Annotated in this window: 20 protein-coding genes; all 20 read right to left on the minus strand. The window is 29.7% G+C overall.

Features of this window, described 5'->3' with window-relative positions:
- Nucleotides 1–12: 12 nt before the first annotated feature.
- Nucleotides 13–1,005, minus strand: a complete 993-nt coding sequence (locus E2O22_RS05870; RefSeq protein ID WP_133319659.1) for a tetratricopeptide repeat protein — start codon at nucleotides 1,003–1,005, stop codon at nucleotides 13–15.
- Nucleotides 1,006–1,016: 11 nt separating this feature from the next.
- Complete coding sequence (gene pal / locus E2O22_RS05875) at nucleotides 1,017–1,502, minus strand: peptidoglycan-associated lipoprotein Pal (protein WP_133319660.1); 486 nt, start codon at nucleotides 1,500–1,502, stop codon at nucleotides 1,017–1,019.
- A gap of 66 nt (nucleotides 1,503–1,568) precedes the next feature.
- A complete protein-coding gene (gene tolB, locus E2O22_RS05880) occupies nucleotides 1,569–2,768 on the minus strand; it encodes a Tol-Pal system protein TolB (protein ID WP_133319661.1) in 1,200 nt (399 codons plus the stop codon).
- Entirely contained in the window at nucleotides 2,768–3,544 is a 777-nt protein-coding gene (locus E2O22_RS05885) for a TonB C-terminal domain-containing protein (protein ID WP_133319662.1), read from the minus strand. The genes tolB and E2O22_RS05885 overlap by 1 nt, the downstream gene beginning before the upstream one ends.
- A 3-nt stretch (nucleotides 3,545–3,547) precedes the next feature.
- Entirely contained in the window at nucleotides 3,548–3,937 is a 390-nt protein-coding gene (locus E2O22_RS05890) for an ExbD/TolR family protein (RefSeq protein ID WP_133319663.1), read from the minus strand.
- Nucleotides 3,938–4,498, minus strand: coding sequence for a MotA/TolQ/ExbB proton channel family protein (locus E2O22_RS05895; protein ID WP_133319664.1), 561 nt, complete (start codon nucleotides 4,496–4,498; stop codon nucleotides 3,938–3,940).
- On the minus strand, nucleotides 4,498–4,890 hold the full coding sequence (atpC, locus tag E2O22_RS05900) for an ATP synthase F1 subunit epsilon (RefSeq protein ID WP_133319665.1): 393 nt from the start codon (nucleotides 4,888–4,890) through the stop codon (nucleotides 4,498–4,500). The genes E2O22_RS05895 and atpC overlap by 1 nt, the downstream gene beginning before the upstream one ends.
- Before the next feature lie 2 nt (nucleotides 4,891–4,892).
- Nucleotides 4,893–6,290: a F0F1 ATP synthase subunit beta gene (atpD, locus tag E2O22_RS05905; protein ID WP_133319666.1), complete on the minus strand. Its 1,398-nt coding sequence runs from the start codon at nucleotides 6,288–6,290 to the stop codon at nucleotides 4,893–4,895.
- 14 nt (nucleotides 6,291–6,304) lie between these two features.
- Nucleotides 6,305–7,189, minus strand: a complete 885-nt coding sequence (gene atpG, locus E2O22_RS05910; protein ID WP_133319667.1) for an ATP synthase F1 subunit gamma — start codon at nucleotides 7,187–7,189, stop codon at nucleotides 6,305–6,307.
- A gap of 9 nt (nucleotides 7,190–7,198) precedes the next feature.
- Complete coding sequence (gene atpA / locus E2O22_RS05915) at nucleotides 7,199–8,704, minus strand: F0F1 ATP synthase subunit alpha (RefSeq protein WP_133319668.1); 1,506 nt, start codon at nucleotides 8,702–8,704, stop codon at nucleotides 7,199–7,201.
- Between the two features lie 9 nt (nucleotides 8,705–8,713).
- Nucleotides 8,714–9,235 (minus strand): F0F1 ATP synthase subunit delta, encoded by a 522-nt coding sequence (locus E2O22_RS05920; RefSeq protein ID WP_133319669.1) that lies wholly within the window; start codon nucleotides 9,233–9,235, stop codon nucleotides 8,714–8,716.
- Entirely contained in the window at nucleotides 9,235–9,747 is a 513-nt protein-coding gene (locus E2O22_RS05925; RefSeq protein WP_133319670.1) for a F0F1 ATP synthase subunit B, read from the minus strand. Before E2O22_RS05925 ends, E2O22_RS05920 begins: the two co-directional genes overlap by 1 nt.
- A gap of 9 nt (nucleotides 9,748–9,756) precedes the next feature.
- Entirely contained in the window at nucleotides 9,757–10,182 is a 426-nt protein-coding gene (locus tag E2O22_RS05930) for a FoF1 ATP synthase subunit B' (protein ID WP_133319671.1), read from the minus strand.
- Nucleotides 10,183–10,245: 63 nt separating this feature from the next.
- The gene (locus E2O22_RS05935; RefSeq protein WP_133319672.1) at nucleotides 10,246–11,097 is read right to left on the minus strand and encodes a ParB/RepB/Spo0J family partition protein; all 852 of its coding nucleotides are present in this window, start codon (nucleotides 11,095–11,097) and stop codon (nucleotides 10,246–10,248) included.
- A 3-nt stretch (nucleotides 11,098–11,100) separates the two neighbouring features.
- Nucleotides 11,101–11,883 carry a ParA family protein gene (locus tag E2O22_RS05940; protein ID WP_012660935.1) on the minus strand — a complete coding sequence of 261 codons (783 nt, stop codon included), beginning with the start codon at nucleotides 11,881–11,883 and terminating at the stop codon, nucleotides 11,101–11,103.
- Nucleotides 11,880–12,515: a biotin--[acetyl-CoA-carboxylase] ligase gene (locus E2O22_RS05945; protein ID WP_133319673.1), complete on the minus strand. Its 636-nt coding sequence runs from the start codon at nucleotides 12,513–12,515 to the stop codon at nucleotides 11,880–11,882. Before E2O22_RS05945 ends, E2O22_RS05940 begins: the two co-directional genes overlap by 4 nt.
- The gene (fmt, locus tag E2O22_RS05950; protein WP_133319674.1) at nucleotides 12,496–13,407 is read right to left on the minus strand and encodes a methionyl-tRNA formyltransferase; all 912 of its coding nucleotides are present in this window, start codon (nucleotides 13,405–13,407) and stop codon (nucleotides 12,496–12,498) included. Before fmt ends, E2O22_RS05945 begins: the two co-directional genes overlap by 20 nt.
- Nucleotides 13,404–13,871 carry a DUF6194 family protein gene (locus E2O22_RS05955; protein WP_133319675.1) on the minus strand — a complete coding sequence of 156 codons (468 nt, stop codon included), beginning with the start codon at nucleotides 13,869–13,871 and terminating at the stop codon, nucleotides 13,404–13,406. Before E2O22_RS05955 ends, fmt begins: the two co-directional genes overlap by 4 nt.
- Nucleotides 13,871–14,914: a GTPase ObgE gene (obgE, locus tag E2O22_RS05960; RefSeq protein ID WP_133319676.1), complete on the minus strand. Its 1,044-nt coding sequence runs from the start codon at nucleotides 14,912–14,914 to the stop codon at nucleotides 13,871–13,873. Before obgE ends, E2O22_RS05955 begins: the two co-directional genes overlap by 1 nt.
- A gap of 95 nt (nucleotides 14,915–15,009) precedes the next feature.
- Entirely contained in the window at nucleotides 15,010–15,264 is a 255-nt protein-coding gene (gene rpmA / locus E2O22_RS05965; RefSeq protein ID WP_039649045.1) for a 50S ribosomal protein L27, read from the minus strand.
- Between the last annotated feature and the right edge of the window lie 6 nt (nucleotides 15,265–15,270).

The raw sequence follows: 15,270 nt of genomic DNA on the forward strand, positions 1-15,270 counted from the left end.
TTATCTCCTTTTTTATTTTCTATCTGGCGAAACTTTTGCTTCAGGACTATCAGGATAAGCTGTCTTTAAAGCTTTGTAAAATTTATTAGCACTTTTTGGATCCCCAACTTTATCTAAACTAATAGCCGTATGATAAAGTAATTTTGGCACATAATCACCCTTGGTACTTATAGCAGAACTTTTTTTGTAAAATCCCAAAGCGCCTGCATAATCTTTTTGTTTATATCTTATCTCTCCAAGCCAAAAAGTAGATCTAGCAGGTTTATAATGGATACTAATTAAATGCTCAAATTTTTCTTTTGCATCATCAAATTGATTTTTATTAGTTTCATCAATAGCTTTTTTTAAAATTTCGCTAGATTGCAGTTTTTTCCAACTATCATCTTTCTCTTGAACAATTTCTTTTTCCAAAGTCGTATTTGTTTCTTTAATGACTTCTTGTGTTTTATTGCTTTCACTAGCAATAGGAACAACTTGGATATTATTTGTTTGATTTTGCACTCTAGCTATTTCCGATTGAAAAAAAGTTATGGTTTGGTTCATATCTTCTTTAGAAACATAATCATCATTAATTTTATTGATCAAAGTTGTTATTTCGCTCAATACTTTTTGAATTTCTTGGTGATTTTTTTCTTGAATTTGCCTATTTTCTTCTACATAAGCTCTTAAATTTTGAATTTCTTTTGTGATATTTGCATCAAAATTTTGATAGTTTTCTTCTAGTGAAAGTAATTTTGTATTTGCTTTAGAATATTGAGCATTTAAACCCTCGGTTACACTTTGTAAACCTTCTATATTTTCTACAGCAGTATTTATCTTACTAGTCAAATTAGTATAATATTCATTTAAAGCTTTTAAGCGTTCTTGATTTTCGTATTGTAATTTTTCATTTTGAGTTAAGCCATAAGGTGTTTTTGTATCTACTTTTCCTGCATCAAATGCTGAAATTTCAGCGTATAAAAAAGTAGCTCCTAAAAGAGCTACTGATAATAATTTGATTTTCATTTATTTAAAACTTATTTTGATAATTTAAATTCTGCACGACGATTTTGCGCATCACAAGCTTTTGTTCTTTCAGTACATACAGGATTAGTTTCTCCATAGCTTTTTACGCTTATTCTATCTGCACTAACACCTTGAGCTACTAAAGATTCTTTAACAGCTTTAGCTCTTTTTAAACCTAGAGCTTGATTGTATTCATCAGTTCCCCATTCATCGCAGTTTCCCTCAACTACAATTGCGGCATTCGCAGCTTCTTTGTTGAAAATTTCAGCATTATCTGCAACAACTTTTTGCATATCTTTTCTAACATTAAATTTATCAAAATCAAAATACACATTTGCAATAGAATTTAAAGATTCAAGATTTTCAAATCTATCAGAACCACCACTACCTTTTGATCCATCTACACTACTTGAACTGCTTACACTAGTATTTTTTGTAGCACAACCACTTACAATAACAGCAAACGCAGTAATTGAAGCAAAAATGATTTTTTTCATTGCTTTTCCCCTTTTTTATTTAAAAATCATGTTTAATTATAACAAAAAAAATACAATTTTGATATTTTACCAATCAATTGATTGAATTTTACCCACCTTTAAACCATAATGAAAAGCCCTATTTGCATTAATTCTAATAACTCCTAAGGCACTTTGTGAACCTAAATATTTAATAAATACTACACTTTCTCCATCACTTGAAAATCTTGGAAAAAGATTTTTACCATTTGCAGTGAGTTGTCTTATATAATCACTCTGGGTTGACATTAAATAAAGATTAAAAACCCCACTTTGATTTACCTCCCTGCTAGAATAAACCATATAATGTTTATAGGTAGAAACTGAAGAATTATTTTTACCATGAAAAACTACCTGTTCTGTTAAATTAGAATCTAAATTTTGCATAAAAATATTTGGATAACCTAAACGATCTGATACAAATACGATTTTTTTATCATCATCTACAAAGTTGCCATTAACATCAATACCCGTATAATTTGTAATCTGTTTTAAATCTTTTGTATCTGTATCATACAAATACACATCTGGCTGATCTTTTGGCGCCATAGTAAGTAAAATTTTTTTACCATCATCGCTAACATCAGAAGCAACCATCATACCCTTACTAGCAATGATTTTTGTGATGTTTTTATTTTTCATATTATATTTATAAAGTGTTGGAATTTCATCTTCATAAGCAGTGAAATAAAATGCATCTTGTTCTTTATTTGCCCATTTGGGAAATAAATTTAAACCTTTTGATATTAATATCTTTTGATAAGTTAAAGTATAATCTGCCAACAAAATATCACTTTGCTTATTACCTTGAGTCCTAGCTATTAAAATTTTATGATCCATCCAATCAACCGGTGCAAAACCTAATTTTCTATTCATTTGAGCGACACTTCTATGTGCTAAAAATGGATATTCTTCAATGGAAAGAATTTGCTCATAAAATCTCGTTTTTGTTTCATTTGCAGCTAAAATTTCAACATCAATATCCAAAAGCTTACCATTTTTATTTAAAACATAAGAAAAAATATAATCACCTTGTTTTTCATCTTGAGTTAATTCAAAATTTGAACTCACTTTTATATCATTAACAAGCATATTATAAAAGCTTTTTTTAAGATCTAAATCATTCAATCTTGATTGATCTTTAATATAAATTTTAGGTAATTGCATACCTTTATTTACAACAGATATTGTCGCATCTTGCCCAAATAATACTGAACAAAAAAATAAAAACGCTAATATTTTTCTCATCACTTCTCCGTTTTAAACTCAATTATATCACTAAGTTTCATTTTAATTTTTCTTATTTTACCATTTGGAGGTAAAGTTATGTATTTTCCTTCTAAATTTTGTAAAAATTCTTTTGCCTTTTTATCAAAATTATCACTATGTGCACTAGTGGTACTTAACAAATAAAAATATCCGTTATTATCAATTACAAATTCTACTTCTATACTTAAATTACCACTAGGATTGTATATTCTCCATCTATCTTCAAGATGTTTTCTAACAGCACCTAAAAATTGATCATAAACTCCTATTTTTTGTTCTATAACAGATTGTCCTAATTCTTGATTAATTTGTAGATTTTCATTTAATTGCTTAGAAAAATCATTGATTTTTTCTCTTTGAGTAAAAGTAGGTTTTTTCGATGGCATTGAAGATTGTACTTTTGTAGTTTTTTCTTCTTGATAGTCTTCTATTTTGCCAAATAACTCATTGAAAACACTAGCTTGTTGTTCTACATTTTGAGTATTAACATTTTTATTTGTAGTGTATTTTTGCAAAAGATTCTCTTCAAATAAACTTTGCAAATTTTCCTTTTGTAGCTCTTGTATCATATTTACTTGATTTTGATTTATACTATCTCCAAGTTCTATATTAATAAAACTATTGGGATCATTAGTATATTCAATAGCTTTTGGCTTATATTCGACTAACTTAAAAAATACTAAAAAAACAACAAAAAAATAAACTAAAATCGCATAAGTAAAAGCTTTAAAATTATATGTAGAATTTTCTTCCATTTTTTACTCAGTTTGCAAAGCAACTTTTTGAAAACCCAAATGCTTCATTGTTCTTAAAACACTCATTACATCATCATATTTTAAATTCTTATCCGCTCTAATGAAAACTGTTTCTTGAGTATTATATTGCACTTTTAATGCATTCATATTATCCGCAAAACTTAAAAAATTAAATTTATCTTTTCCTATAAAAATTTCTTTTTTTGCATTAATTGTTATAATTAAACTTTTGATATTTGGAGCACTTGAAGTTTTTTGTGAACCTTGAGGAAGTTGAACTTTTTCTTCATATGTAATACTTGGTGCTGTTACCATTAAAATAGCAAGCAATACAAGCATAATATCCACTAAAGGTGTAATATTTAGTTCGGGTTTTTCTTCTAAAAACATCAATTAAACCTTTGCTGAACTTACTAATACTTTTATCTCACTATCTAAAATATTAATTAGTTCATAAGCTTTGCGTTTGATAATCAAATGAAAACTATATGCAGGAATTGCCACTAAAATTCCACAACCTGTAGCTACCAAAGCTTCACTAATTTTTGGCGCAATAATACTCAAAGAATTTTGCATTTCTAAACCACCAAAAGTTTCAAGTATAGAAATAACTGTACCAAAAAGACCTATAAAAGGAGAGGTTGAAGCAATAATACTAAGCCAAGTTAATCCAATTGTGGCTTTTTTCTCAACAGAATTTTTATAAATATTCATCTTAGTTTCATCAATCTCAATACATTTTTTTAAAATTGATGCACTTTGGCTTAAATCCCTCTCTCCTCTCATCAAAGCTTCTAAAGCCTGACTTTCATCTTGCATCCATTTATTAATAAGCATTAATCTTGAAAATAAAATACTAAAACTAAGTATAAAATACACCGAAAGCCAAACCAATACAATATAAGTAATTAAGCTTGTATTTTCAAAAAAATGAAAAATTGATTGAAAATCCACTATTTTTGCCTTACATTATTATCCATCTTAGCAAAAGTAGAAGCTAAAGCAACACTATCACTACTCATAGATTTGATTAAATCTTTTGCATCTGCTAATCTTTTTGCTATTTCACTATCACTATTTCCTCCAACCCACACAGCACCTTTTGCTAAAACGCTTACTTTCGTTTCAGAAACTTTTGCATGACCTGAATCAATAGCAACTAACTCATGGGTAGAATCTGATTTTTCAATATCTATAATCCCTGCCCTTAAAGAAGAAATTAAAGATGCATGTCCTTTTAAAACACCAAATTCACCTTCACTTCCAGGAAGAACAATAGATTTTACATTATCATTGTAAATCATACCAAGAGGCGTTACCACCTCTATATGTATTAAATTATCCATTATTAAGCCTTAAGTTTTTCTGCTTTTTCAATAACTTCATCAATTCCACCTACCATATAGAAAGCATTTTCAGGTAAATGGTCATATTTTCCTTCTAAAATACCTTTAAAACCTGCTATTGTATCTTCTAAACTAATATATTTACCAGGACTTCCTGTAAATACTTCAGCAACGAAGAATGGTTGAGATAGGAATTTTTCAATTTTTCTTGCTCTTTCAACGATCAATTTATCTTCTTCACTCAATTCATCCATACCTAAAATAGCAATAATATCTTGCAAATCTTTGTATTTTTGAAGTACTGATTGTACTCCACGAGCTACTTTATAATGCTCTTCACCAATAATTTGTGGATCAAGCATTCTTGAAGTAGAATCAAGCGGATCAACAGCTGGATAAATACCTTTTTCAGCAATTGATCTATTTAAAACCGTAGTTGCATCTAAATGCGCAAAAACAGTTGCAGGAGCAGGGTCTGTTAAATCATCTGCTGGCACATAAACTGCTTGAACTGAAGTAATAGAACCTTTTTTAGTTGAAGTAATTCTTTCTTGGAATTTACCCATTTCGCTAGCTAAAGTTGGTTGATAGCCAACAGCTGAAGGAATTCTTCCTAAAAGTGCTGACATTTCAGAACCTGATTGTGAAAATCTAAAGATATTATCAATAAACATCAACACATCAAGTCCCATTTCATCTCTAAAATACTCAGCCATAGTAAGACCTGTTAAAGCAATACGATTTCTTGCTCCTGGTGGTTCATTCATTTGACCATAACATAATGCAACTTTATCTAAAACATTACTTTCTTTCATTTCATTGTAAAGATCATTACCCTCGCGAGTTCTTTCACCAACACCTGCAAAAACAGAATAACCGCTATGTTTAAATGCAACATTGTGGATTAACTCCATAATAATAACGGTTTTACCAACACCTGCACCACCAAAAAGTCCTACTTTGCCACCTTTTGCATAAGGAGCTAACAAATCAACTACCTTAATGCCTGTTTCAAAAATTTCACTTTTTGTACTTTGCTCTTCAAATGGAGGTGGATCTCTATGGATTGACCAATGTTTATCAAAATTGATCTCTTCGCCCTCATCAATCAAATCACCTGTTACATTGAAAATTCTTCCAAGTACTTTTTCACCCACTGGAACGCTAATTGGGTTTCCAGTCGCAACAGCCGTTAAACCCCTAACAAGACCATCAGTCATATCCATAGCGATAGTTCTTACTTTATTATCACCCAAATGCGCAGCTACTTCAAGCACTAGCTTGCATTCTTTTCCTTCTAATTCATAATTTACAATTATAGCTTCGTTAATTTGCGGAAGATATTCTTTAAATTCAACATCAACCACTGGTCCTAAAACTTGAGAAATAAAACCTTGCATCATCACTCCTAAATTTATTTCATTGACTCAACACCACTGATAATTTCTATCAATTCGGTGGTAATAGATTCTTGTCTTGCTTTATTATAAGCTAAATTGAGTTGTTTAACTCTAGCTTTTGCATTATTGGTTGCATTATCCATAGCTTGCATTCTTGCACTATGCTCAGCCGCCAAAGAATCAACTAAAGAAAAATACATATTATATTCAAAATAAGTTTTTAATAAATCATTTAAAATTTCTTCATCTTCAGGTTCTAAATCCATTAAAGATTGAGACTCTTGTTCTTCTTTGCTCGCAATAGCTTGCACTGGTAATAATTCATTAATACGAATTTCTTGCGAAATCATATTTTTATAGCCATTGTGTACAATTACAACCTTATCTGTAACTTCATTTATAAAATCATCAACTGCATTTTCAATAATAGCACAAGCTTTTTCATAATCAGGGCTAGAGCTTGTGTCTAAATATTTTTCTAAAATTTCAATATTTTGAAAATTAAAATACTCAATACCTGTTTTACCAATAGCTCTTAATCTTACCTTGATTTTTTTTGCTTTACAATCTTCGAGCATTTCATTTACTGTTTTAATAGTTTTAATGTTAAAACCGCCACACAAGCCTTTATCAGCAGTAATGAAAATAATATCCATTTTTTCAATATTGTCTTTTTTTCTAAAAAATGGAAGTTTATCATCAAGACCTTCGTATTGATTAATCTTGAAAGCAATTTCAGATAAAACTTCATCAATTTTTTGAGCAAAAATCTTTGACTTTTTAGCTGCCTCTTCTGCCTTTCTTAATTTGGCAGTAGAAACAAGCTTCATTGCATTAGTTGTTTTTTGTGTATTATGGACACTTTTTATTTTTCTTTTTATTTCTTTTAAATTAGACATTTAAAAACCTTATATATGGTTTGCTTTAAACTCACTCAACGCTTTAGCTAATTTTTCTTCCAAATCTTTATCTAAAGCTTTTTTAGTTCTAATTTGCTCAAAAATTTCTGGATATTTAGCTTCAATAAATGGATATAAGGCTGCTTCAAATTCTCCTATTTTTGAAACTGCAATATCATCTAAATATCCTTTAGTTCCTGCATAAATCATCACAACTTGATTCTCTGCTGAAAGCGGAGAATATGGAGGCTGCTTTAGAACTTCAACCATTCTTTGTCCACGCTCAAGTTGTTTTCTACTTGCTTCATCTAAATCACTTGCAAATTGTGCAAAAGCTTGCAATTCTCTATATTGAGCTAAGTCAAGTCTTAAGGTACCTGAAACTTGTTTTGTTGCTTTAATTTGTGCAGCACCACCAACACGAGACACAGATAAACCAACATTAATCGCAGGACGAATACCTGAGTTAAACAAATCTGTCTCTAAGAAAATTTGACCATCGGTAATTGAAATAACATTGGTTGGAATGTAAGCTGAAACATCTCCTGCTTGAGTTTCAATAATAGGTAATGCTGTTAAGCTTCCTGCGCCAAGCTCATCACTTAATTTACTTGCTCTTTCAAGCAATCTTGAATGTAAATAAAATACATCCCCTGGATAAGCTTCACGACCCGGAGGACGACGCAAAATCAAAGACATTTCACGATAGGCAACAGCATGCTTACTCAAATCATCATAAACAATCAACGCATGTCTTGAGTTATCTCTAAAATACTCACCCATAGTTACACCTGTATATGGAGCAAGATATTGCAATGCAGCAGGATCTGAAGCACCTGCATTTACCACTATACTATAATCCATTGCACCGTATTCTTCAAGCTTTTTAACTACTTGAGCCACTGTGCTTTGTTTTTGACCAATTGCCACATAAATACAAATAACATCTTTACCTTTTTGACTAATAATTGTATCTATTGCAACAGTAGTTTTACCCGTTTGTCTATCACCAATAATTAACTCTCTTTGTCCTCTACCAATTGGAACTAAAGCATCAATAGCTTTAATACCCGTATGTAATGGTTCATGAACACTTTTTCTAGCCATAATACCTTTTGCTTTTTCTTCCACAAAGCGATATTCACTTGTTTCAATCGCTCCCTTAGCATCAATTGGCTCACCTAAAGCATTTACAACACGGCCTATCAACGCATCACCAACTGGAACCTTTAGAAGTTTTTTTAATCTTTTTACAGAGCTTCCTTCTTTTAAGCCAAGTCCCTTTCCTAAAATAACAATACCAACACTTGATTCTTCAAGGTTAAGCACCATTCCCTTTTCGCCATTTTCAAATTCAACCATCTCACCGGCCATAGCATTTTTAAGACCATAAACCTTAGCAACACCATCAGCAACTGAAATAATCTTACCGGTTTCTTCTATTTCAAGATTAAAATCAAATTTTTCAATTCTTTCTTTTATAATAGAACTAATTTCATCTGCTTTAAATTTCATCAAGTCTCCTTAAATTGCTTTTAATATATATTCATTCATTTTAGCTTTTAAGCTTTGCATTGAAAATGAAATTTCATAACCAAGTCCATCTAAGCTAATTTTTACACTGTCATTATCACTTATTTTACTATCTAATCTAATCTTTGCGTTGAATTTAAGACTAAGTTTTTCTTCTAAATTTTTAATTTCTTCTTCACTTAATTTTTCTTTTGAATAAACTTGCCCTAAAAATTCATTTTCTTTTAATGCTTTTTGTTCACTCAATTCTTTAGTAATGCTTGGAATTAACATCTCTCTATTGTTGCCAACAACTAAGCTCATAAAATTTTTAAAAGCATCACTTGGATTATCTAATAAAGAAAGTATAAAATCTAATTTTTTTTCTTGTTTAAGCTCATAAGCATTTAAAATACTTACAAATTTATCAGAAGCAAAAGCTGAACTAAGTTGTAATAAATTTGAATAAAAATTTTCAAAATCTTTTCTTTCTAATATAGCTTTTGCATAGGTTTTTGCAATTACACTTTCCATCAAGACACCTTTTTCATCATGATATTTAAAATTTCTTTTTGCTGAAGCTGTAAACTTTGATCTTCAAAAATTTCTTCTAAAACCGCTTGCACAACTTCTTTTTCCATTCTTCTTATTTCATATTCTTTATGCTCTTCATAAGTTTTTTCTAAAGCCTTAATCTCCATTTTTGTTTCAGCTTCTATTTTATCTGTAATGATTTCTGCTTCTTTTTTTGCAAGAGCAACTGCATTAATTGCTTCTTGTTTAGCTAAATCTAGTTTTTTCATCATTTCTAATTTATGATTTTTGCTTGCAATAAGTTTTTCTTGTATTTCATTCATCCTAGAGGCAATTTTTGCAATTCTTCCGTGGTAAAAATTTTTTAAAGGTGTTGCTATAAAATAATATAAAATAGCAGCAAACAAAACAAAATTAACTGCTCTTGGGATAATATCATACTCGCCACTTCCATTACCTGCTGCAAAAGCATAAAAAGGAAGCACCGATAATAATGTAATTTTTTTCAACATTTATCTTCCTTAAATTTTACTCAAGCTATCTTTAAAGCTTTGCTTAAATTCTGGCATTTTTAAACGCATCTCTTCTTTTAATTCTTTTTCTTTTTCTCTTAGACTTTTTAGAAAAACATGCATTTGTTCTTCTAATTCTTTTTTCTTTATTGATAATTCTTTTTCTTGTTTTATTTTAGCTTCTTCTACTGCTTTTGCTTTGATTTGATTAATCTCATCTCTTGTTTGTATATGAATTTTTTCCAACTCATTTTCTACATTTGAAACATCATCAGAATTTTTTTTCATTTTTTCTTCGTCATTTTTAATAGTCAAATCTCTAGAATCCATAAATTTAATCAAAGGTTTATAGAGTATAGAATTTAAAATTGCTATCATAAGCAAAAAAATGACACCAGTAGCTATCATGATGGAAAAATGTACATCATTAAACATTAATACTCCTAAATAAATCTAAATAAAACGCGCAATTATACCAAAATATACCTAAAAGCATATTTAATCTAGTATTTTTAAAAATTTTACAATCTCATTTTCGTCAGAAAAATTAACAATAATTTTTAAATCTTTCACTACTGTCTTAAATCCAAAAGATTCTATTTTTTCTTTTAAATTTAATATAGATTGATTTTGCTTATTTAAATTTGTATTTTTTTCTAAATTATTTGAATTTTTAAAATTTTTAATCAGTTTTTCTGTATCTCTTACATTAAGTTTTTGACCTATGATAGTATCAACTATCATTTTTTCTTCTTCTTTTTCAAGTCCTACTAAAACTTTTGCATGACCTTGTGAAATTTTACCTTCTATAATGAAATTTTGCGTTTGCTCATTTAAATTTAAGAGTCTTAAGGTATTAGCAATTTGTGGTCTTGACTTGTGAATAAGATCTGCTAATTTTTCTTGAGTTATGTCATGAATTTCCAATAATTCTTTATAAGAATGTGCCAATTCTATAGGATTTAAATTTTCCCTTTGGATATTTTCAATCAAAGCAAGCTCGCGTAATTTTATATCATCCACATTTAAAACTACGGCTTTAATCTGTTCTTTTTCTAAAAGCTTACATGCTCTAAATCTTCTCTCGCCAGCTATTATAATATAATCAAATTCATCTTTTTTAAAAACTACAATAGGCTGAATTAAACCATATTCTTTAATAGACCCCGCAAGCTCTTCTAAAGCTTGTGTATCAAAATTTTTCCTTGGCTGATAAGGATTTGGACTAATTAAATCTATATCAATTTCTTCTATTTTGCCTTCTTTTGATCCTAATTCTTTTTCATAAACTTCATCAATATCAGCCAAAATACTACTTAAGCCTCTTCCTAATGCACTTTTTTTTGCCATTTTTTATCCTAATATAGAATGTGCTAAATTTTGATATGCTACTGAACCTGGGGATTTTATATCATAAAGTATAATAGGTTTTCCATAACTTGGACTTTCAGCAAGTTTTACATTTCTTGGTATGATGATAAAATCATCTTCATTATCACCTGTTCTAAATAGCTTTTGCTTGAAATTTTGCTTTAAATCTTCCACGGTATCTTTTGAAAGATTATTTTGTGAGCTATACATAGTTGGTAAAAAACCTTTTATTTTTAACTTTGGGTTGATAGTTTTTTTCACAAATTTTATGGTATTTAAAACCATCGCAACACCCTCAAGCGCATAAAATTCACATTGTATAGGGATAATAACACTATCGCTTGCTGCAAAAGCATTTACCGTAATGCTTCCAAGTGCAGGAGGTGAGTCAATGATAATAAAATCATAATCTTTAGCAATTTCTTTGATTTTTTCTCTTAAAATCGTTCTATATTCTCCGCTTTCTTTTACTACTTCTTGTTCAATTCCAACCAAAGAAATATTTGATGGAGCTAAGTATAATTGTGGAAGTTCAGTTTTTAAAATGATTTCAGAAAGTTTTTTCCTGCCTATAAAAACATGGTAAATATTATACTCATAATTACTTCTATTAAAACCAAGTCCTGTTGTAGCATTAGCTTGTGGATCAATATCTATCAAAAGAACCTTTTTTTCAGCCACTGCTAAAGAAGCCGCTAGATTAATAGCGGTAGTAGTTTTACCTACCCCACCTTTTTGATTTGCAATAGTTATTATCTCACTCATCTTAAACTATATATCCTTTTACTATCTAACAATATAGAACCATCTTTATACAATAAAGCATCTTTTAAAGATAAAATCTTACCTTCATTATGTATAAAAAAATTTCTTGATTTTTCAAATTCTAGCATATACTTGCTAAAAATATTCTTCCATAAAATTTTCTCATCTACATAAGAAAAATACTCATTTAAAAGTTTTGCTATATCTACTTCTATATCTAAAATTTCAGCATTAAATGGAGCATATTTAAGATTAATCCCTATTCCTACAACCAAAAAATCATTGATTTTAGAACTCATCAATCCGCCTATTTTTTTATCTTCTATATAAAAATCATTGGGCCATTTAATCCATACTTTCGAATTTTTTCTTTGCAATACTTCTTTCATTAAAAATGCAAAATATATACTAGCAGAAGCCAAAGGAAGATCTTGTGCTAATTCTTGAGTTTTTATGCAAAAAGATACATGTAAATTTCCTTGCTTACTTTGCCAAGTATTGTCCCTACTACCTATACCAGCACTTTGGATAAAAGCACAAATGGCTGTATTGTTAGTAATTTCTCCACTACGAATTTTATCACTTAAATAAATTTGAGTTGATTCAAGCTCATCAAAATAAACTATCTCCAAGTTTTAACCTTTTTCCATTTAAATAAGTCTTAGCGTCTAAAGCCTTTTTTCCACTTTCTTGTAAATTTTTAATCCTTAAAACACCTTTTTTACATGAAAGCAAAAAGCCTTCCTTTTCTATTTGTAAAATCACGCCTGATTTTTGAGTTTTTTCACTATCAATTAGCTCTATGTCTAAAAATTTCACACCATTTTCTAAAAAAATTCCAGGCCAAGGTGTAAAAGCTAAAAATTTTTGATAAATTTCATTTGCATTATTTAAAACAATCAACCCATCTTCTTTTTTGATTTTTTTACAATGTGTAACTAAATTTCCATCTTGCTTTTTTGGGATAATTTTTTCAAAATTCAAAAGCGTAGAAATAGTAAGCTTAGCTGCTAAATTGGAAAGCATAATAAAAACTTCAGCTGAATTTTTACCTGCGATATCACATTCTATACTTTCTAAGATTGCACCACTATCAAGCCCTTCTTCCATAAGCATAGTACAAACCCCGCTTATTTTATCCCCATTTAAAATAGCACTTTGTATAGGTGAAGCACCACGATATTTAGGAAGTAAGGAAGCGTGTAAATTGACACAAGGAGCAATATCTAAAATTTCTTTTGGTAAAATCTTCCCATAAGCAGCAACAACTATAAAATCAGGTTTTAAGCTTTTTATTCCATTGATTATATTTTCATCTTTTAAGCTTTTTGGAGTGAAAATTTCTATATTTAAATTATTTTCTAAAACAAATTTTTTAGTATCACTTGGAGTTAGAATTTGCTTTCTTCCCACAGGTTTATCAGGTTGAGTAAATAAAGCTTGGATATTAAATCCTTTATCGACAAGCTCTTTTAAAATACAAGTTGCATAAGATGGAGTTCCCATAAAAATGATATTTTTCATAATACCACTATCCTTTTTTTATAAGTTTTTATAGCTTTTTGATATGAAAGCTCAAGATAATCTTTAAAAATTTCAAAATTTTTTCTAGAAGGGTTGTTGATGCAAATATATCCCATATAAGCATAAATTGGATGAGGCATGATAAAATCAAGCATAGAAAAATCATAATTTAAACTAACAACCTCACCCTTTAAAGCTTTTTTAGGTTTTTTACCAAAAAGATTTTGGTAATCTTGATCACAAAGAGAGCAACTTAGACGAAATACACCTTCTCTATTTAAATTCGAAGCTTTATCATTTATGCCATCATTTTCTTTAATAGTGCAAAAATAAACTCCGTTTTTTAAAACCTTATCGGGATTATAAAAAAAGCTATGTTCTTTATAAGTAAATTTATATACCAAGCCTTTAAAATTAGACTTGATATATTCTTGAATAAAATCTATAGTTAAATTTTCACTCATCAAAGATTATTTTGACTTCTAATTTTTTTAACTTCTTCTAAAAGCATAAATTTAAGCTCTTTAAGTCCAGTTTTTTCAAGGCTTGAAACCTTGATGAAAAAACTTTGCGGATTATTTTGACTTTGCAAATAAGCTTTTAGCTCATTATAATCATCTTCTATTTTTTGTGCAAATTCTTCGCCTAAATTTACGCTATCACTTTTTGAAAGCATTAAGCCAAAATTTCTTGCATAAAGCTTGCTTGAAAATTTTTCCAATTCTTTTCTTAAAATACAAAATTGCTCTTTTAAGCTCATATCTCTTAATGGATCAAGCACAAAAAGCAAAAAAGAAGTTCTTTCTATGTGTCTTAAAAACTCAAGTCCCAAACCCCTACCATCGCTTGCACCTTCTATAATACCTGGGATATCTGCCATCACAAAAGAATTATAATCATCTACTTCAACCATACCAAGTTTTGGAGTTAAAGTAGTAAATTCATAATTAGCTATTTCAGGTCTTGCATTAGATACTACGCTTATAAGAGTGGATTTTCCTACATTTGGAAAGCCCACAAGTCCAACATCTGCTATGAGTTTTAATTCTAAGCGCACACTTAAGGTTTTTCCTGCCACACCCGGTTGGGCATAATCTGGGCGTTGATTAGTAGAGTTTTTAAAATGAGTATTACCAAGACCACCTTTACCGCCTTTTAAAAATAATTCTTTTTGGCCCTCTACTAACATATCAAGCAAAACTTCCCCACTTTGTGCGTCAATTACTTGAGTGCCTTGAGGAACGATTAATTCTAAACTCTCCCCTCTTTTGCCGTTTTTATTACGACCTAAGCCTGGCTGGCCATTTTGTGCTTTAAGTTCTTTTTTACCTTTAAAGTGCGCTAGCGTATGGGTATTATTATCACATATAAAATATACATCGCCGCCATTTCCACCATCGCCACCATCAGGCCCACCGAGTGGAACATGTTTTTCACGGCGAAAACTCACAGCACCTTTGCCACCATTACCTGAACTTAAAACTAATTTCACATTATCTATAAACATACAATCACCAAAATATAAATTTTTAAAATGATATTATATTTTTTTTAATATATTAAGATTAAAAAGAAGAAAAAGGCTACAAAGTAGCCTTAAAATTATGCAGGATAAACAGAAACTTTTTTTCTATTTTTATCTTTTCTTTCGAATTTTACGAAACCATCAATTAAAGCAAAAATTGTATGATCTTTTCCTATGCCTACATTATTACCCGCATGAGTTGCTGTTCCTCTTTGGCGGATGATGATGTTGCCAGCGCGAACAAATTCTCCACCAAATTTTTTAACACCTAGACGACGACCTATAGAATCACGATTATTCTGAGTTGAACCTTGACCTTTCTTGTGTGCCATTCTTTA

Source organism: Campylobacter lari, assembly GCF_004357905.1.
GTDB classification, from domain to species: Bacteria; Campylobacterota; Campylobacteria; order Campylobacterales; family Campylobacteraceae; genus Campylobacter_D; species Campylobacter_D lari_D.